Source organism: Streptomyces sp. TOM-9, from assembly GCF_056858595.1.
The window spans coordinates 4541887-4568107 of sequence record NZ_JBXEQB010000001.1 but is presented as its reverse complement, the minus strand read 5'-3'; the positions used below and the strand labels follow the sequence as shown (position 1 = coordinate 4568107).

General features: G+C 72.7%; 20 protein-coding genes, 1 tRNA gene and 1 pseudogene. 13 read left to right on the top strand and 9 right to left on the bottom strand.

The genetic code is table 11. From position 1 onward, the window contains the following. Nucleotides 1-91 precede the first annotated feature (91 nt). From trmB to AC1VWI_RS21145, 3 genes are all read right to left on the bottom strand, one after another. Nucleotides 92-850 (bottom strand): tRNA (guanosine(46)-N7)-methyltransferase TrmB, encoded by a 759-nt coding sequence (gene trmB / locus AC1VWI_RS21155; RefSeq protein ID WP_499512584.1) that lies wholly within the window; start codon nt 848-850, stop codon nt 92-94. 12 nt (nt 851-862) lie between these two features. After that, a complete protein-coding gene (gene lhgO, locus AC1VWI_RS21150) occupies nt 863-2083 on the bottom strand; it encodes an L-2-hydroxyglutarate oxidase (RefSeq protein WP_499512583.1) in 1221 nt (406 codons plus the stop codon). 222 nt (nt 2084-2305) lie between these two features. Next, a complete protein-coding gene (locus tag AC1VWI_RS21145) occupies nt 2306-3718 on the bottom strand; it encodes an NsdA family TPR-like regulatory protein (protein WP_499512582.1) in 1413 nt (470 codons plus the stop codon). Nucleotides 3719-4490: 772 nt separating this feature from the next. Between AC1VWI_RS21145 and AC1VWI_RS21140 the strand changes: the two genes are divergently transcribed. The 7 genes from AC1VWI_RS21140 (at nt 4491) to AC1VWI_RS21110 (ending at nt 13867) form a co-directional block, all read left to right on the top strand. Then, the gene (locus tag AC1VWI_RS21140) at nt 4491-6527 is read left to right on the top strand and encodes an asparagine synthase-related protein (RefSeq protein WP_499512581.1); all 2037 of its coding nucleotides are present in this window, start codon (nt 4491-4493) and stop codon (nt 6525-6527) included. Between the two features lie 145 nt (nt 6528-6672). Then, on the top strand, nt 6673-7335 hold the full coding sequence (locus tag AC1VWI_RS21135) for a hypothetical protein (RefSeq protein ID WP_499512580.1): 663 nt from the start codon (nt 6673-6675) through the stop codon (nt 7333-7335). A 797-nt stretch (nt 7336-8132) separates the two neighbouring features. Further along, on the top strand, nt 8133-9344 hold the full coding sequence (locus AC1VWI_RS21130) for a DNA polymerase III subunit delta' (RefSeq protein WP_499512579.1): 1212 nt from the start codon (nt 8133-8135) through the stop codon (nt 9342-9344). Between the two features lie 257 nt (nt 9345-9601). Further along, nucleotides 9602-10624 (top strand): hypothetical protein, encoded by a 1023-nt coding sequence (locus tag AC1VWI_RS21125; protein WP_499512578.1) that lies wholly within the window; start codon nt 9602-9604, stop codon nt 10622-10624. A gap of 101 nt (nt 10625-10725) precedes the next feature. Beyond that, nucleotides 10726-12297, top strand: a complete 1572-nt coding sequence (locus AC1VWI_RS21120; RefSeq protein ID WP_499512577.1) for an alpha/beta hydrolase — start codon at nt 10726-10728, stop codon at nt 12295-12297. Between the two features lie 113 nt (nt 12298-12410). Further along, nucleotides 12411-12487: transfer RNA gene (locus AC1VWI_RS21115), tRNA-Thr, on the top strand. 348 nt (nt 12488-12835) lie between these two features. Further along, nucleotides 12836-13867, top strand: a complete 1032-nt coding sequence (locus tag AC1VWI_RS21110; protein ID WP_499512576.1) for a hypothetical protein — start codon at nt 12836-12838, stop codon at nt 13865-13867. A 239-nt stretch (nt 13868-14106) separates the two neighbouring features. Here AC1VWI_RS21110 and AC1VWI_RS21105 read toward each other — a convergent pair whose 3' ends face one another. The 4 genes and pseudogenes from AC1VWI_RS21105 to AC1VWI_RS21090 all read right to left on the bottom strand — a co-directional run bounded on the left by AC1VWI_RS21105 (nt 14107) and on the right by AC1VWI_RS21090 (nt 17601). Then, a complete protein-coding gene (locus AC1VWI_RS21105; RefSeq protein ID WP_499512575.1) occupies nt 14107-14364 on the bottom strand; it encodes a DUF6221 family protein in 258 nt (85 codons plus the stop codon). Between the two features lie 33 nt (nt 14365-14397). Continuing rightward, a pseudogene (locus AC1VWI_RS21100) lies at nt 14398-14529 on the bottom strand (IS5/IS1182 family transposase); the annotation flags it as partial. Nucleotides 14530-14621: 92 nt separating this feature from the next. After that, a complete protein-coding gene (locus AC1VWI_RS21095) occupies nt 14622-15086 on the bottom strand; it encodes a hypothetical protein (protein WP_499512574.1) in 465 nt (154 codons plus the stop codon). 547 nt (nt 15087-15633) lie between these two features. Beyond that, nucleotides 15634-17601, bottom strand: a complete 1968-nt coding sequence (locus tag AC1VWI_RS21090) for an Ig-like domain repeat protein (protein ID WP_499512573.1) — start codon at nt 17599-17601, stop codon at nt 15634-15636. Between the two features lie 387 nt (nt 17602-17988). On the opposite strand from AC1VWI_RS21090, the gene AC1VWI_RS21085 reads away from it, so the two are divergent. Continuing rightward, entirely contained in the window at nt 17989-20394 is a 2406-nt protein-coding gene (locus AC1VWI_RS21085) for a PA14 domain-containing protein (RefSeq protein ID WP_499512572.1), read from the top strand. Nucleotides 20395-20566: 172 nt separating this feature from the next. Here the strand turns inward: AC1VWI_RS21085 and AC1VWI_RS21080 are convergent, their stop codons facing one another. Continuing rightward, nucleotides 20567-21211: an FxLYD domain-containing protein gene (locus tag AC1VWI_RS21080; RefSeq protein WP_499512571.1), complete on the bottom strand. Its 645-nt coding sequence runs from the start codon at nt 21209-21211 to the stop codon at nt 20567-20569. 154 nt (nt 21212-21365) lie between these two features. On the opposite strand from AC1VWI_RS21080, the gene AC1VWI_RS21075 reads away from it, so the two are divergent. From AC1VWI_RS21075 to gdhA, 3 genes are all read left to right on the top strand, one after another. Next, nucleotides 21366-21908 carry an RNA polymerase sigma factor gene (locus AC1VWI_RS21075; RefSeq protein WP_499512570.1) on the top strand — a complete coding sequence of 181 codons (543 nt, stop codon included), beginning with the start codon at nt 21366-21368 and terminating at the stop codon, nt 21906-21908. Continuing rightward, nucleotides 21905-22414 (top strand): hypothetical protein, encoded by a 510-nt coding sequence (locus AC1VWI_RS21070; protein ID WP_499512569.1) that lies wholly within the window; start codon nt 21905-21907, stop codon nt 22412-22414. The genes AC1VWI_RS21075 and AC1VWI_RS21070 overlap by 4 nt, the downstream gene beginning before the upstream one ends. Nucleotides 22415-22604: 190 nt before the next feature. Beyond that, on the top strand, nt 22605-23951 hold the full coding sequence (gdhA, locus tag AC1VWI_RS21065; RefSeq protein ID WP_499512568.1) for an NADP-specific glutamate dehydrogenase: 1347 nt from the start codon (nt 22605-22607) through the stop codon (nt 23949-23951). 70 nt (nt 23952-24021) lie between these two features. On the opposite strand, the gene AC1VWI_RS21060 is transcribed toward gdhA, so the two are convergent. Beyond that, nucleotides 24022-24552, bottom strand: coding sequence for a TerD family protein (locus tag AC1VWI_RS21060; protein ID WP_499512567.1), 531 nt, complete (start codon nt 24550-24552; stop codon nt 24022-24024). A 230-nt stretch (nt 24553-24782) separates the two neighbouring features. Between AC1VWI_RS21060 and AC1VWI_RS21055 the strand changes: the two genes are divergently transcribed. Next, on the top strand, nt 24783-25304 hold the full coding sequence (locus tag AC1VWI_RS21055) for a SigE family RNA polymerase sigma factor (protein ID WP_499512566.1): 522 nt from the start codon (nt 24783-24785) through the stop codon (nt 25302-25304). Further along, the gene (locus AC1VWI_RS21050) at nt 25297-26142 is read left to right on the top strand and encodes a hypothetical protein (RefSeq protein ID WP_499512565.1); all 846 of its coding nucleotides are present in this window, start codon (nt 25297-25299) and stop codon (nt 26140-26142) included. The genes AC1VWI_RS21055 and AC1VWI_RS21050 overlap by 8 nt, the downstream gene beginning before the upstream one ends. Nucleotides 26143-26221: the final 79 nt, after the last annotated feature.

Sequence of the window (26221 nt, the reverse complement as noted above, 5' to 3'; positions counted from 1 at the left end):
AATGACCTTACGGGGCGGTGGCCGCGTGGCGCGATGGTGTTACGGATAACCGCCCTGCGTACCGCCCGGTGCACCGCGCACGGCCGGACGTTCAGCGGCGCTCGAAGACCAGGTCGTGGACGACGTGGCCCTTGGCGATCCCCTGGCGCTCGAACTTGGTCATCGGGCGGAAGGCCGGACGCGGCTCGGCGTAGCCGCTGCCGGTGGCGTAGGCGTTCGCCAGGCCGGGCTCCGCCGTCAGCACCTCGAGCATCTGCTCGGCGTACGGCTCCCAGTCGGTCGCGCAGTGCACGGTCGCGCCGGGCCGCAGCCGCGACACGGCGAGCGCCACGAACTCCGGCTGGATCATGCGGCGCTTGTGGTGCCGGGCCTTGGGCCACGGGTCGGGGAAGTAGACCCGCAGGCCGGCCAGCGAACCCGGGGCGAGCATGTCGCGCAGCAGGACGACGGCGTCGCCGTTGGCGACCCGGACGTTGCGCAGGCCCTCGCGCTCGGCGAGGTGGACGAGGTTGCCCTGGCCGGGGGTGTGCACGTCCGCGGCGAGGATGCCGGTGCCCGGGTCGGCGGCGGCCATCGCGGCGGTGGCGTCGCCCATGCCGAAGCCGATCTCCAGGACCACCGGGCGGTCCGGGGCGAGGTCCGCGTCGGCGAAGAGCTTGTCCAGGTCCAGCGGCGTGCCGTCGAGGTCGACGCCCCAGTCCGCCCAGCGTCGCTCCAGCGCCGCCCGCTGGCCGTGGGTGACCCGGCCGCGGCGCGGGTGGAAGGTGCGGATGCGCTGCTCGGTGTGCGCGTCCGGATGCGGGTGGGAGGCGGGGCCGCCCGGGAAGTGGGGGGTGCGGGGCTTCGACATGATGCGTCGATTTTACGTACGCCCCAGCACCGCCAGTGCCCTGCGGGCGATCTCCCGGCCGATCGGCAGCGAGGCCGTCGCGGCGGGCGAGGGGGCGTTCAGTACGTGGACGAAGGGCCCGTCGCCCGTGATGAGGAAGTCGTCGACGAGCGTCCCGTCGCGCAGCACGGCCTGCGCCCGCACCCCGGCCGCGGCCGGCACCATGTCGTCGGCGCTCACCGCGGGCAGCAGCCGCCGCACGGACTCCACGAAGGCCCGCTTCGACAGCGACCGGCGGATCTCGCCGGCCTCGTAGCGCCAGTGGCGGCGGGCGATCCGCCAGGTGCCGGGGAACGCGGCGGTCTCGACGAGGTCGCGCGGGCGCACGGTGCGCCGCCGGTAGCCCTCGCGGGCCAGGGCGGGGACGGCGTTCGGGCCGACGTGCACGGAGCCGTCGAAGCCACGGGTCAGATGCACGCCGAGGAACGGGAACGCGGGGTCGGGGACGGGGTAGACCAGTCCGCGGACGAGGTCGGCGCGCTCCGGGCGCAGCTCGTAGTACTCGCCGCGGAACGGCACGATGCGCACGCCGGAGGTGTCCTCCCCGGCCATCCGCGCGATGCGGTCGCAGTGCAGGCCGGCGCAGTTCACCAGCGCCTTGGCCCGGACGGGCGGGCCGTCGTGGGGCTCGACGATCACGCTCGGGCCGTCACGGTGGATCGCGCGGACCTCCGTGCCGTACGCGATGCGCGCGTCGGCCCGACCGCCCTCGGTCGTGAGGCGGGCCATGGCCGCGGCGACCGCGGTGAAGTCGCAGACCCCCGTCGTGCCGACGTGGATCGCCGCCAGGCCGCGTACGTGCGGCTCCCGCTCCGCGATCCGGGCGGGGCCCAGCTCCTGCACCGGGATGTCGTTCTGCCGGCCCCGCTGGACGAGGGCGTGCAGCCGGGGGAGCTCGTCCCGCTCCGTGGCGACGATCAGCTTGCCCGTCACGTCGTGCGGGATGTCGTTGCCGGCGCAGAACTTCACCATCTCGGCGGCGCCCTGCGTCGCGTACCGCGCCTTGAGGGAGCCGGGGCGGTAGTAGATGCCGCTGTGGATCACACCGCTGTTGTGGCCGGTCTGGTGGCGGGCGGGGCCGTCCTCCTTGTCCAGGACCAGGACGGACGTGCCGGGGGCGGTACGGGTGAGCGCGTACGCGGTCGCGAGGCCGACGATGCCGGCGCCGATGACGACGACGTCCGTGGTGTCCATGCGCGCGGTCACCTCCCCCGTAAGGCTTGGCCCGTCCGCGCCGCGTGCAAACCTGTCGGCGGGGCGTGTTGTTCGCGCCGGGTCGCTGCGTGCGGGTCGTTTGCGCCTGCGCGCGGCTGCGCCGGGCTGCCCGGTGGTTGCGTGCGGGTTGTTTGCGCCTGCGGCTCAGACAACCCGCACACAACAACCGGCCGCAAGCGGCACCCGCCGCACCCCGGAGGGTTACGCGGGGGCCGCCAGCAGGGGTCGGGCCCGCTCGCGCAGCTCCGCGACGCGGGGCTCGTTCCCGTAGGGCTCCAGCCGGTGCAGGAGGTCCCGCACGTACTCCGTCGTCCGGGCCGACGAGATCCGCCCGGCCACCTCCACCGCCTTGACCCCGGCCGCGCACGCCGCGTCCAGGTTGCCGGACTCCAGCTCCGCGACCGCCGAGACCACGAGCCGCAGCCCGTGCGAGCGCACGAACTCCTCCGTGGGCCGGGCGAGGGCCGTCTCCGTGAAGCGGCGCACCTGCCCGGGCACACGCAGGTCGCGGTAGCACTCGGCGGCGTCCGCGGCGAGGCGGTCGTAGGAGTAGAAGCCGAGCCAGGGCGGGTCGGCGTCCCCGTCGCGGGCGCGGTCGAGCCAGGACTCGGCGGCGGCCAGGGCCGCGGCGCACGCGGCGCTCTCGCCGGCCTTGGCGTGGGCGCGGGCCTCGACGAGGTGGAAGAAGGACATCGTGCGCGCCGTGGCGAGGCCGCGGTTGCGTTCGAGGGCGGCCTGGGCCAGGTCCACGCCCTCGTCGGCGAAGCCGCGGTACGTGGCCTGGAGCGACATCGACGCCAGCACGTAGCCCCCGAGGGGGACGTCGGCGGCGGCGCGCGCGAGCCGCAGGGCCTGGATGTAGTAGCGCTGGGCGGCCTCCTGCTGGCCGGTGTCGAAGGCCATCCACCCGGCGAGCCGGGTGAGTTCGGCGGTGGCGCCGAAGAGGGAGCGGCCGACCTCGTCGCTGTACGAGCCGAGCAGCAGCGGGGCCGCCTCGACCCGCAGGCACTCGGGGACCATGCCGGAACGCCAGTCGCCGCCGCCGTACTTGGAGTCCCAGCGCCGGGCGTCCTCCGCGGCCTCGCGGAGCTTGGCGACGTCGGAGTGGCCGACGTGGTGCGTGCCCGGGGCGGGGTCCTCGCGGGCGACGCGGGCGTCGGCCGGGGTTATCAGCCAGCGGGAGGCCGGCGTGACGTACGCGCTGACCGCGAAGGAGCCGGCGAGGCTCTGCCAGATGCCGCCGCCGCCCGGGCCGCGCCGGCCGGGGTCGAGCTTCCACAGGTCGGTGGCGGACTTGACGGCCTCCCCGACGTCGCGGGGGAAGGCGAGGCCCACCTCGGGCGCGGGGTCGGCGTCGGCGAGGCCGATCTCGTGCAGCGGCACGGGACGGCCGAGCTTGCTGCCGATGGCCGCCGCGATGAGGTGCGGGGCGGCGCCCTGCGGCACCATGCCCTTGGTGACCCAGCGGGCGACGGAGGTCTTGTCGTACCGCAGGGTCAGACCGCGCTGGGCGCCGAGGTCGTTGACCCTGCGGGCGAGTCCCGCGTTGCTGATGCCGGCCAGGGCGAGAAGGGTGCCGAGTTTCTCGTTGGGCCCTCGGGGTTCTTTGGTCATGACCACTACCACCTCTCGCCGTAAGCGCGAGGGCCGCGTACGCCTGCCACGCCTGTCACACCCTCTCGACGCACAACAACGGCTGGCCCGGCGCCTCTTGTGGAGGCGTGCCGGGTCCGCCGCAGCCCGCCACCGGGCATGCGCCGGACCCCGAGCTGCCGGGACCATCGCTTCTCGGGTGAACCCAGCGTAGTTCGCCGTATCCCGCCCGTTAAGAGCTGTTGTCCCGGATGGCGAGATTCCTGCCCTGAATGCGGCCTGGCGACTCCTGCTGGTGGCGCGTGCTACCGGCGTATGCGGCTGTGCGCCCATCCGCGCGCTCTGTGCCGGTTCGGGCGGTAGGGGTTCCATGGTGGGGTGGGTTGGCCCGCGGCTCTCATGTGCGGCTATGGGGGGTTGTGGCGGGTCAGGGGGCTCCGCCACCACAATCCCCGCGGGTGGCGGACCGGTCCGGGAGGTGCGCCACGCCTCCCGGACCGTGACCCCCACACGTCGCAGAACGGACGAATGCGGGCTGCCCGGACATTGACCGGAAAATGACGTTTGAAATCCGGTGGCCCGTTCCAAGTGGCCATGATCAAGGGGGAGTTGGGCCGAACCGGCCCGCGCCGGACCGCGCGTGACGCGCGGTCCGGCGCTCAACCATGTCCTCATGCGCCTCTTTGTGCGCCGCTCCGTGGCAGCATGTTCCTCGGACGGGGCGGCAGTTCGGCCTGCCGCGGGGCCGGTTGGCCACGGTGGCCCACGTAATCCACAACCTGTGGAGGCGGCGATGCGGTGGTTGGTGGGGTGGAGCAGCGCTGCCGTGGGACAGGTTCCCGGCACGCGCGCCGGCCGCACCCTGCAGCCCGTCGGCGCACAACTCCTGTGGGGCGACCCCGATCCGCTGTGGATGGTGGGCGACTGGCGCCCCGACGAGGTGCGGATCGTCCACACCGAGAACGGTTCCGTGGCGCGGCTGGCCGTGCTGGGCCGCTGCGCCGCCTCCGACGCCGACCTGCGGGTGGGGCTGTTCGCGGCGCGCGGCGGGGCGCTGCGCCATCTGACGGCCTGGGCCGGTAGCTACACCTGCGTCCTGCAGATCGGCCGCCGCGTCACGGTGCTGGGCGACCTCGCGGGCGCCCGGCCGGTGTTCCACACCCAGTGGGCGCGGGGCACGGCGTACGGCACGGCCGCGCTGCCGCTCGCCGACCTCACCGAGGCCGCCCTGGACGTGACCTACCTGGCGGCGCTGCTGGCCTGCCCCGACTCGCCCGAGGCGCTCGGCGAAGGCACCCCGTACGCCGGGGTGCGCCGGGTGCCGCCCGGGCACGCGCTCATCATGCGCGACGGGGTGCCCGAGGTCAGCGGCTACGAGCCCACCGCCTCGCTCGCCGTCGCCGGCACCCCCGCGGCCTCCGCCGACCCGGACCGGGCGCTCGCCGGCATACGGGACGCCCTGGTGGACGCCGTCCGGACGCGGCTCGCGCAGCCCCGCTTCGTACCGGACCCGGGCGAGGCCCCGGCGCCGGGCATCGGCGCCGACCTGTCCGGGGGCAGCGCCTCCTCCACGCTCGCCCTGCTCGCCGCGGGCCTGCCGGGGATGCCGGGCACACCGCTCGGGCACGGCTCCGCCGCCGGGCAGCGGCTGCTGGCGGTGACCTTCAACGACCTGGCCACGGGCGGGGTCCACGGGCGCGAGGCCGAACTGGAGCGCGCCCGCAGCATGGCCGCCGACCCCCGGCTGCACCACGTCGTCGTACCGGGCGGGCCGGAGTCCCTGCCGTACGCCGACCTCCTGGACAGCGGGCCGCTCACCGACGAGCCCGGCCCCTCGCTGGTCACCGCGGAACGGCACCGGCGGCGCCTGGCGGCCGGCGGCGCAGACCACTTCGTGGGGCACGGCGCCCGGCAGGTGCTGGACGCCCATCCGGCGCGCCTGGCGGACCTGTTGATGGACCGGCGGCGGCGCGGCCTGCTGCGCCCCGTCACGGCCCTGGCGCGGGCGGACGGGCCCTCGGGGCGCTCGGTGTTCGTGCCGTTCACGGTGTACCGGGCGGCGCGACGGCTGGCCCGCACCAGTTACCGGCAGGGCGTGGAGGACGCCGCGGCACGCCTGCTGGCCCGGCGCTTCGAGGAGCACGGGGACGCCCTGGCCGCGTCGCTGGCGGCCCTCGCGTGGTGCCGGCCGGGCCCCGCGGCGCGCTGGCTGACCGGTGAGGCGCTCGCCGAAGTATCGGTTCGCCTGCAGGAGGCGGCTTCCCGGCCGGGCACGACGGTGGAGCGCCCCGGAGAGCGCCGGGCGCGCGCCGCGCTCGCCCGGCACGCCGCCGACCACCGGGTCTTCGAGCAGGCCGCCGAGGTGCGCAGCCAGCGGCTCCACGCGCCCTTCCTGGACAACCAGGTGGTGCGGGCCTGCCGGGCGCTGCCCGAGACGCTGCGCGTCCAGCCGGGCGCCCGCACCACGATCCTGCGCTCCGTCCTGGCGGGCGCGGGCATCCGCGAACTGCCGCCCGGCTGGGGCGCCAACTCCCACGTCTCCACGGCCGTCGCCGTCCGTGCGGGCCTGCGGGCGGCCGTCGACGACCTGCTCGACCTCTTCGAGGCCCCGCTGCTCGCGGATGCCGGGCTCGTCGAGGCCCGCGTCGTACGGGCCGCCCTGCGCGCCGCGGCGGACGGCGAACCGGTGCCCGTCGACGGCCTCACCGACCTGGTCGCCACGGAGGTGTGGCTGCGCCGGCTGCTGGCCCGGCGCGGTTCCTGCTGGACGGGCACGGAGGTGCCGGAACAGCGCGCGGTCGCCAGCGGGGTGCAGCGGCTGTCGCTGTAGGCCGGCGCCGGCGGTCATCTGACGGGGCGTGCGCCCCACGGATGCGCCGTCCGGGGGGATATGGACGCCGTTGCTCCACATATGTCACTGGCCGGAAAAGGACCCCGGCGCAGCCCTCCGCACGAGTCTCCGGGACACTCTGAACATGCGCATCCGTACCACGGCGGCGGCCCTCGCCGCCGCTGCCGCCGCCGCGGCCCTCCTGGGCCTGGCCGCGCACGCCTCCGGCGCGCCCGCCGACCGGTCCGGGGTCCGCCTCTACGACGAGGCACTGGGCAGGACGCGCGAAGACGGCGCCACGGTGTGCACCTTCTACTTCAAGGCCGAGGGCTTCGGCCCCGACCAGCCGGTCAACTGGACGGTCTCGTACGCCCGGGGCGAGGACGCGGTCGTCGGCACCCTGGTCACCGGCGCCCGGGGCACCGGGAGCACCGGCCGCGTCGTCCTCGCCGACGGCGACTACCGCTTCCGGTGGGCCGGTTCCGACGCGAAGCCGCAGCGCTTCACGGTGGCCTGCCCGGCCGGGACGGCGACCCCGTCGCCGGGCACCGCCGCCACCGCCCCCTCCGCCCTCGCGGGCGCCGTGCCCGGGGTGACGGCGGCGGCGTCCACCGGCCCGGGCACGGGCCTCCCCGCCGCGGGGCTCACCTCCGCGTCGACCTCCACCGGCCCCTCCGACGTCACCGCGGGCGTGGCCTCCGCATTGGTCGCCCTGGGCATCGCCGCGGTGGCGGCACTTGTGATGCTCCGCCGCAAGCCCGTCCGGGCCCCTGCCGCGCCCCGCCGCCACCGGCGCGCCTCCGGCTGACCTGTCGGGCCCGGTTGTTGTGTGCGGGTTGTTTGCGCCTGCGGCGGGCATCCCCCGCCCTCCCGCCCTCCCCCCAGCCTTCGGCCGGGGGGACCCCCATCCGGCGCGGTCAGTGCGGGTCGCGCACCGTGTGCCTGGGTCGGTGCCGCGCCGGCGCACTCCCCCAGCCTTCGGCCGGGGGGACCCCCACAGCGCTCGCGGTTTGGCCCTGCGTCGTTCGGCGCCGCGTTCGCCGCTCGTCTCCCCCAGCCTTCGGCCGGGGGGACCCCCATGGGCGCACCCCGCCACACCCCCTCCCGCTGTGTGGGCGTATGACGGCCGGTGGGCGGAGTGAGGCACTTGCGGCGACCCCGGACCGCTCTGTGAACCCCCACCGGCCGTTGGTCGCCCGCGATACGGAGGGGGCGGGGGAGTTGGGGGCACCCCCGGCCGAAGGCTGGGGGAGGGTGGGCGTTCTGGACGCTGACGTGTATGTGTTGTGCGGCACAGACGGCAAGGACCTGGACCGCCCGCCATGCACATAAATATGCGGTCCAGAATGCCCAGCCCCGGAGGCCCCGACCCCGGCCCACCACACACGCGCGCAGGCCCGCACCAACCGTGCGGGATGGGGGTCCCCCCGGCCGAAGGCTGGGGGAGGGCGGGCGGGGGATGCCCGCCGCAGGCGCAAACAACCCGCACACGACAACGGGCCGCAAGGGGCACCCCCGCCCGCCCCGCAGGGTGTCCGTGGCGTACCCGACAATGGTGGGGCCGGACAACGCAAGAGCAGCGGCACCACAGGACGGGCGGGCACGATGGCGGTATGGGACGACCTGGTCGGCCAGGACCGGGTGACGGAGCAGTTGGCCGCCGCCGCGCGGGACGCCGACGCCTTCGTGACGGCGGCTGCCGCGCGCAGCGCGCTGCCGACGGCGTCGAAGATGACGCACGCCTGGCTGTTCACCGGCCCGCCCGGCGCGGGCCGTGACACGGCCGCCCGCGCCTTCGCCGCCGCGCTGCAGTGCGTGAGCCCGGACCGGGCGCTGGGCGGGGCGCCGGGCTGCGGCTTCTGCGACGGCTGCCACACGACCCTGGTCGGTACGCACGCCGACGTCGAGGTGGTCCGCACCGACCTGCTCTCCATCGGCGTCAAGGACACCCGCGACCTCGTCCGCCGCTCCACGCTGTCGCCCGCCTCCGGCCGCTGGCAGGTGATCGTGCTGGAGGATGCCGACCGCCTCACCGAGGGCGCGGGCAACGTGCTGCTCAAGGCCGTGGAGGAGCCCGCGCCCCGGACGGTGTGGCTGCTGTGCGCGCCCTCCATCGAGGACGTGCTGCCGACGATCCGCTCGCGCTGCCGGCACCTGGTGCTGCGGACCCCGCCCGTGGACGCCGTCGCCGACGTACTGGTCCGGCGCGACGGCATCGACCCTGTGATCGCCGAGGCCGCCGCCCGTGCCACGCAGGGGCACATCGACCGCGCCCGCCGGCTCGCCACCGACGAGGGGGCGCGCACCCGCCGCGCGGCCGTGCTGAGGCTGCCGCTGCGCGTGGACGACGTGGGGGGCTGCCTCAAGGCCGCGCAGGAGCTGGTGGACGCGGCGACCGAGGACGCCAAGCAGGTCTCCGAGGAGATGGACGCCAAGGAGACCGAGGAGCTGCGCACGGCGCTCGGCGCGGCCGCGGGGGCGGGCAGCCGGATGCCGCGCGGCACGGCGGGCGTGATGAAGGAGCTCGCCGACCGGCAGAAGCGCCGGTCCACCCGTACCCAGCGCGACACCCTCGACCTGGCCCTCACCGACCTGGCGGGCTTCTACCGGGACGTGCTGGCGGTGCAGGTCGGCACGTCGGTGGCCATCGCGAACGTCGAGGCGCGGGACGCCGTCGAGCGGATCGCGGGGGCTTCGCGGCCGGAGAACACGCTGCGCCGCATCGAGGCCGTGCTCGCCTGCCGTGAGGCCCTGGACAGGAACGTCGCGCCGTTGCTGGCCGTCGAAGCGATGACGCTGGCCCTGCGCGCGGGCTGACCGCCGGCGCGCGGGAGCGGCCGCGCGGACCGCCCCCTGCGCCTTGATCATCCGGCGGACGGGTGATCGTTTGCGGCGCTCGCGCGTCGCCGCTCCCCGGTGCGCCCGGCCTTGCCGCAGGCTGCTGTGCGGTGCCCCCGGCCGCTGTCCCCGCGGGGGTGATCCCAGCGCACGGGGTGCGCTCCCCCCTGCCTACGGCGCGGGTGCCGCGCCCGTGCCCGAAGCGCCGTGGGGGACCTGCCGAGGTGGTGCCGCACGTGCCCGAGGTGGCCGAGGTCGTCGTTCTGTACGCGCTGCTGACCGCGGCCGGGGTCGTGGCGGTGGCGCTCGCCCGCTCGGCACTACGGCACTGGTGGGAGCAGCGCGCGGGCCGCGCGTACGAACTGCCCGTCGAGCGCACCGGCACGGTGCTGCGCGGCGCAGGGTCCGCGCTGGCCGCCGCGGTGGCGGTCACGCTGGCCGTCTGGTCGCCGTCCGGCCCGGCGGATCCCTCGCTCCCGCCGCCCCGCCCGGTCACCGCCGCCGCGCCCCCGCCGTCCCGGCCGCCGTCCGCGCCACCCCCGCGGCCGGTGCCGTCCGACCCCGTGGACGCCGGGCTGGAGCCGCCGCGCACCCTCGGTCACCCGGCCGGGGGCACGCTCCAGGAATTGTCCGACGGCACGCGGGTGTGGCTGCCCCCGCAGTACGACTACCCGGACTCCGTCGGGGTGTACTTCCCCCTGGTCGTGGCCCACATCGACCCCGCCGACCCGGATCTGTTCGCCGGCTTCGCCGCCCAGTCGCTGCGGGGCATCGCCGACCCCTTCGTGGTCGTGCTGCCCGCCCACTGCGACACCGGCCCCGGCGCCCGTCCCGCGGCCGTCCCGGTCGCGGTCGCCCGGCTCTACCGCGTCCTGCCCGGCCGCCCCGCGCGGGCGTTGCTGGGCGCCGACGGGGACGCGGCCTGCGTCGTACGGCAGCAGCTGACCGATTCCGAGGGGTACACCGCGGCGATCGGCGTCTCGGGCGGCTACGACGGGATCGACCGGTCCGGCCCGCCGCCGTACTACTCCTCCACCGACCGCGGATACCCCGGGGGTGACATGCCGCGCCCCGCGCTGCTGCTCGCCGTACCCTCCGGAGAGGAGGACGCGCGGCGCTCCGCCCTCGCCCTGCGGGAACGGGTGCGTGGCGTGTCCGCCGGGGTCCGGGTGCTGGACGGCATCGCCCCGCGGCGGCGGCTCTTCGCCCTCGTCGCCGGGTACGCGACCGAGAAGCTCGACGGTCCGGACCGTCCCTGACGGCGCGGGCCGGAATCACCCGTATGAGGACTGTGGAGGGCGGTTCGCCACCGGCCCTCCGGATACGCTCCAGATGACCACCACGAGGAACCGAGGCTCCGATGCACACCCCGCGCCTGCTCCGTACCTCCGGCACCGTCCTCGCCGTCGCCGGGCTGATGCTGTCCGCGTGCACGACCGGTGGCAGCACGCACAGTGCCGCCGCCTCGTCCCCGGCGGGCTCGCTCGGCGGGCCGCCGCCCTCGGGCGCTGCCGCGGACGCCTACGGCAACCTCCGGCCGTACTACGAGCAGCGCCTGTCCTGGCGCGAGTGCAAGGACATGCCGGGCATGCAGTGCGCCACCATGCGCGTCCCCCTCGACTACGCCCACCCGTCCGCCGCGAGCGACCTCAAGCTCGCCGTCACCCGGAAGCGGGCCGAGGACGGCGGCAAGCGGCTCGGCACCCTGCTGGTCAACCCGGGTGGCCCCGGCGGCTCCGCGATCGACTACCTGCAGTACGCGGCTTTCGGCTACCCGTCGGCGGTCACCTCCCGCTACGACATGGCCGCCATCGACCCGCGCGGTGTGGCCCGCAGCGAGCCCGTGGAGTGCCTCAGCGACCGCCAGATGGACGCCTTCACGGCGACCGACGTCACCCCGGACGACGGCGCCGAGGTCAACGCCCTCGTCGCCGCCGACAAGGAGTTCGCCGGCGGCTGCGAGCAGCGCTCCGCCAAACTGCTCAAGCACATCAGCACGGTGGACTCCGCCCGCGACATGGACGTCTTCCGCGCCCTGGTCGGCGACCGCAAGCTCAACTACGTCGGCAAGTCCTACGGCACGTTCCTGGGCGCCACCTACGCCGAGCTGTTCCCCGACACGGCCGGTCGGCTCGTCCTCGACGGCGCCGTCGACCCGTCGATCTCGGCCCTCGACGCGAGCCGCGGCCAGGCCTCCGGCTTCGAGACCGCCTTCGACGCCTTCGCCCGGGACTGCGTCGGCCACCGCGACTGCCCGCTCGGCACCAAGAGCTCCGCCGACGCCGGGCACCGCCTCGACGCCTTCTTCAAGCAGCTGGACGCCAAGCCCCTGAACACCGGCAGCGACCGCAAGCTGACCGAGGCGCTCGGCACCACCGGCGTGATCGCCGCGATGTACGACGAGTCGATGTGGCCCACCCTACGCACCGCCCTCACCAAGGCGAACAAGGGCGACGGAAGCGGTCTGCTCGCGCTGTCCGACACGTACTACGAGCGCGACGACCGCGGCCGCTACGACAACCTCATGTACGCCAACGCCGCCGTGAACTGCCTCGACCTGCCGCCGGCCCTGTCCGGCCCGCCGGCCGCCGAGCAGTCCGTCTCCGCGTTCACCGCCGAGTCCCCGCACTTCGGCAAGAACCTGGCGTGGTCCAGCCTGATCTGCGCCTACTGGCCCGTCACGCCGACCGGCAAGCCCCACCGCATCGAGGCCACCGGCGCCGACCCCATCCTGGTCGTCGGCACCACCCGCGACCCCGCCACGCCGTACGCCTGGGCCAAGTCCCTCGCCGGCCAGCTCGACTCCGGCGTCCTGCTCACCTACAACGGCGACGGCCACACGGCGTACGCCCGCGGCAGCAGCTGCATCGACTCCGCCGTCAACCGCTACCTCCTCGACGGCACGCCCCCGGCGGACGGCAAGACCTGCTGACCCCGTGAGGGGCCCCGCCGCCCCGTCCCGACCCGACAGCACCCTGGTCAGGGGCCCCTCAAGAACTGTGTAGACTTGTGCCCGCTGCCGATGCGAAGCTGTCTCGGCAGCCTGCCGCCTTAGCTCAGTCGGCCAGAGCGACGCACTCGTAATGCGTAGGTCAAGGGTTCGATTCCCTTAGGCGGCTCCATACGAAGAGCCCAGCTCAGACACTGTCTGAGCTGGGCTTTTCCGTTAAGCGGATGCGGCGAGAGCACTGTGCACGGGCTGCGCGAGTGTCGGCGGTCTCAGTTCTGGTCTCAGTCACGGGTTCAGATGGGCGCCGAAGCGCTTCCGGCCCTGGGATCGCTGCCGAGGCAGAAGCCCATGTGGCTCTGTCCACGAGAACGGACAGCGAATGTTCACCGGTTTGGGAGGCAGCCGACCCGGTGAGCGAATCGAAATGTTCACGGGTTTCGACAGCAGCTTTAGCACTGCAGAGGCTGCTGCCAGGGGGTGCTCGACGGCCAAGATCTCCGAGTGTCTAAGGTCGCATTCCATGACGAGGACCACTCCGTCGCGCCCGCTTGATGTCGAGGTGCTCTTCCCGGAACTGGCTGCCTACCGAGGTACGACCACGCGGCTCCACCCGCGACCGGGCAGCCCTCAGATGTCTGCTAGCTCAGTGGGTGGTCCGATGCTGTGGCCGGCGGAGGAGCCCTGGCCGGTGTGCGGTGAGGCCCACGGACGGGGACGAGGTCGGCGCCCGGCCGACATCCACCGCTACCGGCGGATCCTGGCTGCCGCGTGGGCCCGGGAACAGAGCCCGGGCCCTACGAAGGAGGAACGGGATCTCCTGGCCGAGCTGTACCTGGAGCACCGGCTCCCCGAGATGTCGGAGACGGATCCGCTGCCGATGATCGGCCTGGCGCAGCTGTACCGGCGGGATGTCCCGGACATGCCGCCGGGGCCGGAGGACTGCGACCTGCTCCAGGTGTTCTGGTGTCCCTTCGACGCGCACGGCCCGAGCCGGTACGACCTGAATCTGCATCTGCGCTGGCGGCAGTCGTGGGAGGTCGGGGACGTGTTGGCCGTTCCCCCGCAGCCGTTGGTTGTCGGGTCCGATGGATTCGTGCCCGAGCCCTGCGTGCTGCACCCGGAGCAGGTGGTCAGCTATCCGTTCGCCGATCTCCTGCCCGAGGACCTGTGCGCCCGGCTCGACGCCTGGGACGAGACCCAGGAGGAGGAGGCCGAGCAGTCGGCCGACGAGATCGCAGCCCACGCGGTCGGCTACCAGTACGACCTGTCGATCCCGCCCGGCTGGCGCGTCGGCGGCTTCGCCTCCTGGCACGCCACCGACCCGTACCCCATGGACTGCCAGACCTGCCGCACGCCGATGCACCTACTGCTGACCATCGACAGCTCGGAATGGGACGGCGGAAGCGGCAGCTGGAAGCCGCTAGAGGATCGAGACCTGCCTGCTCATCGGTCCGGCACCCCCACCGAAGTAGTTGTGGGCCGATTCGGCGAGCTGAACGTCTTCGCCTGCCCCACCGATCCCGACCATCCGCACCGCTGGAGCATCCAATAGCACGGGCGGCGACCCCACGCCCGGTTCGGCGCTCCGATCATCGGCGAACGCGGGTGCTGTCGCTTCTCATGCCCACTGCTGTTACGACGGCAGAAAGTGACGGCAACACGGCGGTACGCGCAGGGACCGTGGCGGTAGCCGGCGGACTGTCTCCGCCTGCTGCAGAGCCGGACTCGCTGCTCCCACAGGCCAGGAGACGAACTTGTAAGGCGAGGGTTAGGGACTGTCTCCTTGAAAGGCTATGGGCGCCATTCCTGCTGGTAGGCGGGGTGCTCGGCGTATGACTGGCCAAGGACTCGCAGCGCGTATGCCAGGCCGGCCGAGCGGGAGTCCCAGGGGCCCATGGCTTCGTAGTCGTTCGCCAGTTGCTCGATCAGATCGAGCATGGGGAGGTGGCTGTCGAGAAGAGCCTCGCCGCCCAGGGTGCCGGCCACGTAGGCGTAGGCATGGTTGTCGTCCATGATGCGTGCGACGAGGAACTCCACAAGATCGTCCATGTGGCCATCCTCGCGGGCAAGGTGCTTCGGCGGTCAACCGGCTGTCCAGATGAGGATGGCGGCGAGGTGGAGTGCGGCCTGGTAGGCAATGGCGAGCTTGTCCGTTCGCATGGCCAGGCCGCGCCATTGCTTGAGTCGGTTGATGCACCGTTCGAAAAGACGTCGCGCGCAGACCTCTTGACGTCGGCTCCGCCGACCGTGGACGGCGGCGGAGCCGGTGATCGTGCACCTCAAGAAGGCTCGAAGTGCCGCTGCGGCTACCCCTGAGACAGCGTGCCCCGGTCTGTCTCCCACAGGGAGAGGCCGCGTCGAATGTCCTCACGGGTGTAGGACATCGGTGGGAAGCCTTCCACGGTCATCACGTAGTTCTCGGACGCGCCAGGCACCTTGAAGAAGAAGCCGAATTCGCACGAGATGAGGACGGATCCGTTGGCAAAGCCCGGCTCAAGCCGGTCGGTACCGAGAATCTTGCCATCGCCATCCGTCACACGGACCTCAGCCCCGGACTTGACCTTGGAGCCCGGCGGAGGCGTACACGGCTTGCCGATGTCGGGACCCGTGTCATCGGTGGACAGTTCGACCTTCACCCTCCCGCTGATTGCGAGAGTCACGGCGGATGGCGTGGCACTGGGCGCCGCTTCCTTCGAGTCCTCGCCTGTGCCGGAGCACCCGACGAGCCCTGCCATGCCAAGTGCCAGGCCGCAGACCCACAGCTTTCTCATGTGCTTCCCACCCCTCGTGACCTGCGGCGGAATCTCCAGAGCAGGTAGCACGCACCCTACCGATGACCTCATAGCTACTTAGGGGCCGGCTGACGATGGACCATCGCAACTCGGCATGAGGGGTCGGTCCTGGTCTCAGTTGGAGTCTCAGTCGACGCCAGTCCGGGGCGGTTCGCATCTGTCCACCGCCATCCGACATGGGGGCTGACCGGGGATGCAGCCTTCGTGACGGACACCCGTGGACGCCACCAGACCAAGGTCGGACAACTCGCAATGCGTAGGTCAAGGGTTCGATTCCCTTAGGCGGCTCCATACGAAGAGCCCAGGTCACGTCGGTGACCTGGGCTCTTCGGCATTCCTGGACTTTGCATGGCTGAGGCGAGTCCGTCGCCCCGGAGGTCCTCGTCGGGCGGGGCCGGCAGCGGAACACCGCGTACGGGCCGATAGGGGTCCGTGAGGGAACGGCAGGACGGGCCCCGGTCCGGCCGGGCCGGAAAAGTGGCAGGGCCCCGCGGCGCGGGGCCCTGCCGTGTCTGGCCGGGTCGTGCTACTTGGTGAAGTAGAAGTACTTCCAGGCGCCGTACGTGGTGGAGTTGACGTTGTCGCCGGAGGAGCCGTTGACGTACGAGGCGCGCATCCGCATCCGGTAGCCGGTGTCGTGCGGGCCGAGCAGGGTCACGGTGGACTTGCCGTTGGTGCCGAGCGCGAAGTACTGCGATCCCGCGTCGCGCCACTTGCCCTGGTAGTAGACCTCCAGGCTCAGCCGCTGCGAGCGGTTCTTGTAGTACGTCATGGTCGTGGTGAAGACCGGGTTCGTCTTCTTGTGGAAGTACGCGTAGGAGGTCGAGCCGATCTTCGCCGTCTTGTACTGCTTGGAGATCGTCGTGGAGACCTTGACCTTGGCGTAGGAGGTGACCTTCACCGTCTTGCTGGCCGAGCGGGCGTCGCCCTTGAAGACCGCGGTGACGGTGGTGTCGCGGGTCATGTCGACCGTGGCGGACAGGTTGCCCTTGGAATTGACCTTGCCGGTCTTGAGGAGCTTCTTCGGCTTGTCCGAGCCGTAGGGGTCGGCCCAGATCTCGACCGTGCGGTTCTTGTACGTGGAACCGAGGTGCGCGGTGAAGGACACGTCGGTGCCGTAGTTGTACACGCTCTTGTTGTGATTGAGCGTCAGGGCGGTGGCGTTGCGCGACACGGCGACGGTGTCCTTGCCCGACGCCGGGGAGTGCGTGGCGTCACCGGCGTACTGCGCGGTGTAGGTGACGTTGCCGCCGGCCGGCGGCGTGTCGGTGAAGGAGAACGCGCCGGTGGAGCCGACCGTCTTCGTGCCGAGCGACTTGCCCTTGGGCGAGTCGATGTCGGTGCGGGTGACGGTGACCTTCGAGCCGGACGGGAAGGACCTGTCGGAGGTCAGCTTGCCGGTGACGCTGAGCTTCTTGGCGCGGGTGGCCTTGGCCGGGGCCGAGACGCTCACCTTGACCGGGTAGCGGGCGGCGTCGTTGAGGACGCGCAGGTGGATGCCGCTGTTGCCGTCCGCGATGGCGAACAGCCTGCTGCCGTCGGGGGCCCAGGCGAGGCCCTGGTTGCGGATGGTGTCGCCGCCCGAGCCGTACTGGTCGTAGGTGTAGGTCCGGTAGGGCGTCGTCGTGCCGGGCTTGAAGACGGAGATGTCCGTGTCGTACCAGCTGAACGTGGACACGGCGACCGTGCCGTCCGGTGCGATCGCGGCACCGTTGGGGCTGCTGGCCTCGACCGGGTAAGCGCCGGTGCGGGTGAGGTCCTCGGTGTTGATCGCCGTCGCAGCGTAGGGCATTTCGCCGGAGGCGGCGACGATCTTCTTGGCGTCGGCGCTGAGCGCGAAGTCGTGCATGTAGCTCGTGGCCTCGGGCGGCATGCCCTCCTTGCGCAGCACGGGGGCTCCGGAGGACACGTCGTACACGGCGAGGCCCGACCAGGTGCCGTGGATGCCGAGCACGAGGGTGTTCCCGGCCGCCTCCAGTTCGGGGGCGTCGGGGAGGTACAGGCCGGGGAGCTGGTCGAGAGCGATCTCGGGGGTGCCCAGCGAGGGGTCGAAGGAGCCCAGGTGGTGCGGGGGTTCCTGGCCGTAGATGAACCAGACCCGGCCGCCCGCGACCGCCAGGGTCTGCGGGTCGGTGTTCTCACCGGTCGGGTAGCGCGCGGCCGCGGTCGCGGTGGACGTCTCGATGGCCACGACGGAGTCGTCACCCGGAACGGCCGCGTAGACGGTGCCGGAGTCCGGCGTGATCGCCAGGTCCCGCACTCCCGGGAGGCTCGGAACGGTCGCCACGAGCTTGCCCGCGTAGTCGGTGACGACGACCTTGTTGCCGTCCGGATCGCTGATGTAGACCCGCTGGTGGACCCCGTCCACGGCGATGTCGCCGTACGAGGAGATCGACAGGGCCGTGCTGGAGTCCGCTGCGGCGGGACCCATGGTGCCGGCGGCTATGGCCGTAGAGCTGAAGACGACCGCGAGCACGGTCGACACGGTGCGCATGCGCACGTTGATTCCTACCCCCACGAGGAAGCCCGGTGGACGGACCGGGTGATGAGTCGGGCCGCGCGACACCCGAACGCCGTCCATGTGGGGACGACGCTAAGGGCGCGGCTGCATGCGCAGCGTATGTCATCGCTGTGACAGTTGAGGAGGGGATTAACCGCAGCTCCCCTGCCCGCCCACTTCGCGTGTCCTGACCCGGCCCGCCACTGCCAGACGTAGTGGCCACCCCCCGACCACCATGCTGGGCTGCTGGGACGCCGAGGCCCGGTTGGTGTGGTTCTCGACGGCGACCGATCGAGGTTCATACAACCAACCGACCCTCTTGTCGGTCCTGTTTCGCGACGTCTGATCGACGTCTGTCGCCGAACAGGCCTGAAGGACTTGATGAAGCCCAGACGCATCACCGCCACCGCCCTGGTTCTGGCCGTGGCAGGCGGAGTGCTCACCGCCACCGCCGCGCCCGCCTCCGCGGCGGTGAGCTGCACCTCCCCCGTCTTCAAACGGCAGTTCTTCGCGAACACGACGTTCTCGGGCACACCGAAGAGGACGGACTGCGACTCCGTGATCGACCAGAACTGGGGCACGGGCGCACCCGTCTCCGGCGTACCGTCCAACAACTTCGGCGTGCGCTGGTCGGTGACGCGCGATTTCGGCTCCGGTGGCCCCTTCACGTTCACGGTGTCCGCCCGTGACGGCATACGGGTCTACCTCGATGGTGTCCGCAAGATCGACCTGTGGAAGAACGTCTCCGCCACCGTCAAGAAGACGGTCAATGTGACGATCCCCAGCGGCAAGCACACGTTTCGCGTCGACTTCGTCAACTGGACGGGCGCCGCGAACGTCAAGTACGCATACACGCCGCGCACCTCCGTCGACGTCGACAGGGTCAGGCCGCTCGCCCCGGCGGGCGCCGCCGTCTCCTACGACACAGCCACCGGCGCGGCCAAGCTCACCTGGTCCAGGAACAGGGAGATGGACCTCGGGAACTACCGGGTCTACCGGCGGCTGAAGGGGGCGTCGTACGGCGCCAAGGCGCTCGCGACGACCACCGCCACGGCGTACACCGACAGGACCCTGCCGAAGACCGGCGCGGCCTACTACTACGAGGTGCGGGCCGTCGACAAGGCGGGCAACGTCTCCAGCGGCAGCGCCGACCAGCTTGTTGCCACCGTCGACAAGACGCCGCCCGCCGCGCCGTTCGTCGAGATGGACGCGTGCCCGTCCGACCAGCCCTACGCGGCCCCGGAGCTGGTCACCACCGCGGCGAACGCCGCCGACATCGCCTGGTACGAGATGCAGCGGCTCGACGCCGCGACGAAGAGCTGGGGCACCGTCTACTCCGGCGCGAAGGGCGCGATCTGCGACACCGGCTGGCCGGCCGACGGCAGCAAGGTCACCTACCGGGGCCGGGCACGGGACGCCGCCGGGAACTGGTCGGCGTACTCGGCCGCCGCGACCTTCACCACCTCTGACCTGACCCCGCCGGCCGCCGTCGCGAAGGTCCGCGTGGAGTACCGATCGGGTGTTCCGCATCTGGTGTGGTCGTCCGTGACCGGAGCCGCCTCGTACCAGGTCGTCCAGTACGACCCGGCGAGCGGCGGTTATGTCGACGCCCTGCCCGCAAGCACCACCACGCAGACCGACGTGGTGCCCCGCCAGTCGGTCGCCGTCGCCGACAGCTACCGGTACGCGGTGCGCGCGGTGGACGCCAAGGGCAACACCGCCGCGCCGGCGGAGATCACGCTGGAGATGGCCGACCGGCCGGAGGCGATCCCCGCGTTCCAGACCACCGCCCGCAGTTTCGACGAGGGCGTGATGATCGCGTGGAGCAGCGTCGACCCGTGGACCGTGGACGAAGGGCCCCTTCCTTCGTACAAGATCGTCCGGACCGACACCGCGACCGGCGAGACCCGCATCGTGGACAAGTGCAAGCCGTCCACCCCATGGGACGAGCCGCTGGAGGACCCGAAGACGTACTGGACCTGGACGGGCGGCGACGCCCCCTTGTCGGCTCACAAGCAGGTCAACGGCAGCTGCTGGGACGTCCAGGGCAAGTCGGAGACGACGTACGCGTACCGGGTCGTCACGACCGACCGGTACGGGCACGTCTCTCAGCCGGGCCCGGCCGCCACGGAGACCACCCCGGACACCGAGCGTCCCGCCCCGGTGCGGAACCTGACCGCGGAACCCGTCCCGCTCGGTGTCCGTCTGACCTGGACGCCGCCCGCCGATGCCGACGTCCGCGGCTACCACGTGTGGCAGGGCATCACGGACCCGGACAGCGGCGAGACGGTCTGGAAGGAGAACTGCTGGAGGGGCAGCTCCCTGGCCGGGACCGAGATCCTCTGCCCGACGGTCCCCGACGGCGCCACCCACGTCTACAAGGTGGCCGCTACGGACGACCGGCTTCTGTACGACGACGAGCCACTCGACGTCCTCCACCCCGCCGAGGTCTCGGTCACCCTGCCCGACACGCGGCCGCCGGGCTGGACCCAGACCGAGGTCGGTGAGGGGCAGTACCCGAACCTGTACGTCGGCTGCTCCGAGAGCTCTGGCTTCGGGGACTGCTCCCGGTTCGCGAGCTACCGTGTGGAGCGCTGGGACCCGGCCACGGCCGCTTACGTCACCCTGGCCGAGGGCACGACGGGTGACAGGGCGTTCTTCATGGACACCACGGTGCACGAGGACCGGCTCGGCCTGTACTACTACCGCGTCGTACGCCAGGACGCTTCCGGCGCCGAGGTCCTGACCCGGTTGATGGCGTGTGGCATCTGGGACGACTGGCTCTGACCGGGCGCGTGACATGAGAGGGGCCCGGAGGATTCTCCTGGCCCCTCTCCCACGTGTGCGTCGGCGACTGCTGCTTCCGCTTGCGTTGTGGAGTGCTTCCGCGGCTGGAACCTGTGGGAGTCGCTGCTCCGCGATGTTCGCGGGAAACGATCTCCGTCGGCTGTACCCGTGCTCAGGAGGCGTAGCGCGTCACCTCGGTGACGCGGCAGGTGACCTTCCCCTTCACGTCGCCGGTGCCCTGCGCGGTCTCCTTCGCGACCTTGCCCGGGCCGAGGTTGTTCGTCGCTGCGAAGCCCTCGCCGATGCGTGTGCCGCCGGCGTCCACGAACTCGACCTGGATCGCGTAGTTGGACGTCTTCGAGCTGCGGTTGGTGACGGTCAGCTTCGCGCTCGGCCAGTGCATGACGTCGTCGACCTCACATGAGTCGATCCTCACGTCGCCGGTCGGGCCGGCCTGGCGGCCGTCGCCGTCGCTCTTCCCGCCCCTGTCGGTCGATGCCTTCGACGCACCGGGCTTCGGGTCGCCGCTGCCGCCGCCGCCGCCGCTGCTCGCCACCGTCGCGAGGACGGCGACGACGATCACGAGGACGACGACGCCGAGACATCCGAACCCGATGATCTTCCCCGTGCTGGATTTGCGCGGCTGCGGCTGCGGCTGCGGCGGCGGCCCCGCCCATCCCGGGCCCTGCCAGCCGCCGGGCGGCTGCGGCGGTCCCGCGGGTGGTCCGGGCGGCTGCGGGTGCTGAGGCGTCGACATGGCGTCCCCCTGGGTCGTGTGGTTGTGGGGGAAACCGTGCCAGAACATCACGGTCTGCACGGGTGTGACCGCAGTCTGTGACGCCGCCGTGACCGAACCGGGACGGATCGGTACTCGTCGGACGTGCCAACGGGCCGCCGGGGTCGCGCTGTAATCGGCGGGGCCGTGCCGGACATTCCCCAGTGACAGCCTGTTCTGGGAGGGAAGGGTGCGCATGACGGCACGTGAGGGTCCGCGAGGGCACGGGATCGTGGAGGAGTGGTTCGAGGCCCATGCCGACAAGGTGATGGGTTACCTGATGCACCGTACGGATCGTGAGACCGCGCAGGACGTGCTCTCGGAGACCTTCCTGCTGGCCTGGCGCAAGCAGCGGTCCGTACCGGAGGACGCGTTGCCCTGGCTGCTGGCGGCGGCGCGCCGGCTGCTCGCCAACCGGGTGCGGTCGGACCTGCGGAGGCAGGCGCTCGCGGCGCGGATGGCCGCGGTGATGGACCGCGCGCCGCAGGAGGTGTTCGAGGACCGCATAGGCGACCGCGAGCGCGTGTTCCGGGTGCTGATGTCGCTGTCCGAGAACGACCGCGAAGTGCTGCTGCTGACGGGCTGGTACGACCTGAGCGCGCAGCAGGCGGCCAGGGCCCTGGGCTGCAGCAGGGCGGCCTACGCGCTGCGGCTGCACCGGGCCCGCAAGAGGTTCCGCGCGGCCCTGGAGCCGCGACCCGCATCCTTCACCCCGCTCGATTCGGAGGTACACGCATGACGAACGACCCTGTCCTGGACGCCGTCCGGGAGCTGCGCCCGCAGGGTGCCGACGGCTGGGCGCGGTCGGCGGACGGGCGGGAGACGCTGCGGTCCGTGCTGGACCGGGCGGCGCCGCGGAGCACACGGCGGCGGTCGCTGCGGGTCGCCGTGGCCGGCGGCGCGGTCGTCGCCGCGCTGGCCGGTGGCGGGGTGGTCGCCGTCGCCGGGGGGCTGCCGTGGGGAAAGGACGCCGGGGCGCAGGTGATGTGCGCCCGGACGCTGTCGCGCGACGCGGACCTCTCGGGTCTGCCGTCCGACGCGATCAAGGCCTTCGACCCCAGGGACCCCGGCAAGGCCTGCGCAGGGCGCTGGGAGCAGATGTGGGGCCCGTCCGAGCCCGTCCCCACGTCCTTCGCGGCCTGCTACCACCCCGGCGCCGCCGGCAAGGTCGTCTGGCCGGCCGACGGCCTCGACCAGGACCAGGCCTGCGCCCGCATCGGGGCCCGGCCGATTCCCGTCGGGTAGCCCGTCCGCGTCGCGGGGCCGCGCCCATACCAAAAGGGCGCGGCCCGTACGGGTGACCCGGTGACTTTCGGTGTGCGGAGTTGCTCCGGGTGACACCTTGCTTTCTTCCATCCGTACTCGTTGACACGGCAACGGCCGGACGCGGCGCCACGGCGAGCGCGTCCGGGACATCGGACGAGGGAAGGCGCGCATGAACGTCAGTGCTCACATCGAGGCCGTCTACGCGGACGTCTGCCGGCGCAATGCCGGCGAGACGGAGTTCCACCAGGCGGTGGGGGAGGTGCTGCGCTCGCTGGCGCCGGCGCTGGAACGGCACCCGGAGTACCTGGGGACCCGGATCGCGGAGCGGATGTGCGAGCCGGAGCGGCAGGTGATCTTCCGGGTGCCGTGGGTGGACGATCAGGGACGGATGCAGGTCAACCGGGGCTTCCGGGTGGAGTTCAGCAGCGCGCTCGGCCCGTACAAGGGGGGTCTGCGCTTCCACCCGAGCGTGGACCTGGGCATCGTGAAGTTCCTCGGCTTCGAGCAGATCTTCAAGAACGCGCTGACCGGGCTGGCGATCGGCGGCGGCAAGGGCGGCTCCGACTTCGACCCCAAGGGCCGTTCCGACGGCGAGGTCATGCGCTTCTGCCAGTCGTTCATGACCGAGCTGCACCGGCACCTGGGCGAGCACACCGACGTGCCGGCCGGGGACATCGGCGTGGGCGGCCGGGAGATCGGCTACCTCTTCGGGCAGTACAAGCGGATCACCAACCGTTTCGAGGCGGGCGTGCTGACCGGGAAGGGCGTCGCCTGGGGCGGCTCGCACGCGCGGACCGAGGCGACGGGGTACGGGGCGGTGTACTTCGCGGCCGAGATGCTGGCCACGCGCGGGCAGGGCTTCGAGGGGCGCAGGGCGGTGGTCTCCGGCTCGGGCAACGTCGCCGTCTACGCGATCGAGAAGGTGCGTGCGCTGGGCGGCTCGGTGGTGGCCTGCTCGGACTCCGGCGGCTACGTCGTCGACGAGGCCGGCATCGACCTGGAACTGCTGAAGGAGATCAAGGAGGTGCGCAGGGCGCGGCTGTCGGCGTACGCGGAGGCCAAGCCCTCGGCACGGTACTCCGAGCGCGGCTCGGTCTTCGACGTGCCGTGCGACGTCGCGCTGCCCTGCGCCACGCAGAACGAGCTGGACGGGCAGGACGCCGGGACGCTGGTGAAGAACGGCGTGCTGGCGGTCGCCGAGGGCGCGAACATGCCGTGCACCCCGGAGGCGATCGAGGTGTTCCGGGAGGCGGACGTGCTCTTCGGCCCGGGCAAGGCGGCCAACGCGGGCGGCGTGGCGACCTCGGCGCTGGAGATGCAGCAGAACGCGTCCCGTGAGCTGTGGACCTTCGAGCGGACCGAGGCCCGGCTCGCGCAGGTGATGCGCGACGTCCACACCCACTGCCGGGCCACCGCCGCGGCGTACGGCGGCACGCCGGACGACTACGTCCTCGGCGCCAACGTCACGGGCTTCCTGCGCGTGGCCGAGGCCATGACGGCGCAGGGCGTCGTCTAGAGCCCGCCCCCAGTGGTGCCCGTGCCCTCCCGCGCCGCGCGCGGGAGGGCACGGGCGTTCCCGGCGGCGATCAGGAGGCGTCGCCGCCCATCACGCGGGCGAAGGCCACCGGATCGGCGTCGTACCCGCGGACGCCGGAGCGGAAGCGCCACTCGCCGGAGTCGCCCCGGCGGAACTCGCCGACGGTGGCGGCCGTGGCGGCCGCGACCTCGCCGAGGTCGGAGGCGGCGAGGTCGGTGTGGCCCTCGACCACGTGCACGCCGGTGCCCGCGACGTCGCCGAAGGTCATCCGGCCGTCGCGCTGCTGCACGACGACGCCGACGACGACCCGGTGGTAGGCGGCACCGAGCCGGTCGAGTTCGAGGGTCATGATCTCGTCGAAGCCCAGCCCCTTGCCGGTCTTGCTGTCGCGGTTGAGCGTGATGGTGCCGTCCGGGGAGCGGCTGTCGAAGTGGACGAGGTACGCCGGGACGCCGTGCGGGTCGGCGGCGCTGTAGGTGGCCGCGACGATGTCCAGGTCGCTGGCGGGTGCGCCGAGCGGGCTGGGGTCCCACTTGAGCCGGACCTCGACCTTGCCGAGGCCTTTGGTGACATTGCTCACTGGCTGGCTCTCCTTGCTTCCGGCTGGTCGGGTGCGGAGGCGGCTGTCACAGGGAACGCCCTTTCATCTGCCGTCAGTTGGGCGACGAGCGCGTGCCGCGCGCCCGTCCGAGGCGGCAACGAACGAGGGCGATCCCGGATTCCTGGCAACCGGTCCGGGGTCCCGGACGGTTCATGGGGGTGTGAGGCTGCTGGGAGCACGGACAGGAACACGATGGCAAGGACACCACGGTGAGGGATGCGGAGACGGACTTCGAGGAGTTCGTCGCCGCGCGCGGGCCGCGGTTGCTGCGGGTCGCCTGGCTGCTGACCGGGGACACGCACCTGGCGGAGGACCTGCTCCAGACGGTCCTGGCCAAGGTGTGGCCGAAGTGGCGGGGCATAGCCGCGGAGAACCCGGAAGCGTACGTGCGCAGGGCCCTGGTGAACACGGCCTCGTCGTGGTGGCAGCGCCGCTGGCGGGGCGAGGTGCCGCACGGCGAGGTGCCGGACACGGTGACGGCGGTGGCGGACCCCTTCGCCTCGGTCGACCTGGAGCAGTCGCTCGCGGTGCTGATACGCCGGCTGCCGGCGCGGCAGCGGGCGGTGGTCGTGCTGCGCTACTTCGAGGACCTGAGCGTCGAGGAGACCGCCGAGGTGCTCGGCTGCCGGCCGGGCACGGTGAAGAGCCAGGCCGCCAAGGCGCTGGCGATGCTGCGGGGGCAGGTCGCGGCGGTGCCGAGCCTGGCGAAGGGTGGTGAGCGGTGTGGATGAGGAGCCTGAGCCGGAGGAGGAGTGGGAGCTGAGCGTGCTGCTGGAGCGCGCCGTGCCGCAGCCGACCGCGCCCCATGACCGGATGGCGCAGATCAGGCGGCGGGTACGGCGGCGCAGGCGGCGCCGGGTGGCCGCCGGGGCGCTCGCCGCGGTCGGCGGCGTCACGGCGGCGGCGGTGGTGGCCGCCGCGTTGCTGCAGCCCGCGGGTCCCGTGACGCCCCGGGGGCAGCAGGTCCTCCCCGCCGCGTCCCCGTCCCGCGCGGTGCCCGCCCCGGGGTCCCCCCTGCCGACGTCGACGGGGAGCACGCACGCCGGCTACGCGCTGGTCAGCCTGGACGTCCTGTCCGGGCTGACGCTGAAACTGCCCGGCGATGGCTGGCGGTCCCTCGTGACCAGCGACCCGCGGGGCCTGGTGGTCGGGTTCGTCGGCTCCGGGCCACTCCACGAGCGCGGCGGGTGCGGGAAGCAGGAGATGATCCGCTACTCGGTCTGCCCGCCCGTGGACAAGGTCGCCGAGGGCGGGGTGCTGATCGTCTTCGAACAGGTGGAGGCGCCCGTGGGCGACGGCACGGGGTCCGGCCGGTTCGTGGTGAAGGGCGTGGCGTCCGCGGGTGAGGGCTGCCGCGCGCTCGGCGGCCAGTGGGAGCTCACGGCCTGGGGGGAGGGCCCGGACCCCGCGTCCTCCGTCGGTCTCGTGGCCAGCGCCTGTTTCAACCGTACGGCGAAGGACACCATCGCCGCGGTCACCACCAGCCTGAAGACCGCGAGCTACGCCTCGGCGTCCCCCGGCGGGCCGACCGGTCCGGGCCGTCCGACCGGTACGGGCACGCCGGGCTGACCCACGGGGCCGACCCACGGGGCTGACCGGCCGGGGACCGGGCCGTCCGCTCCACGGAGTCCCTCCGGCCGGGCGCTGC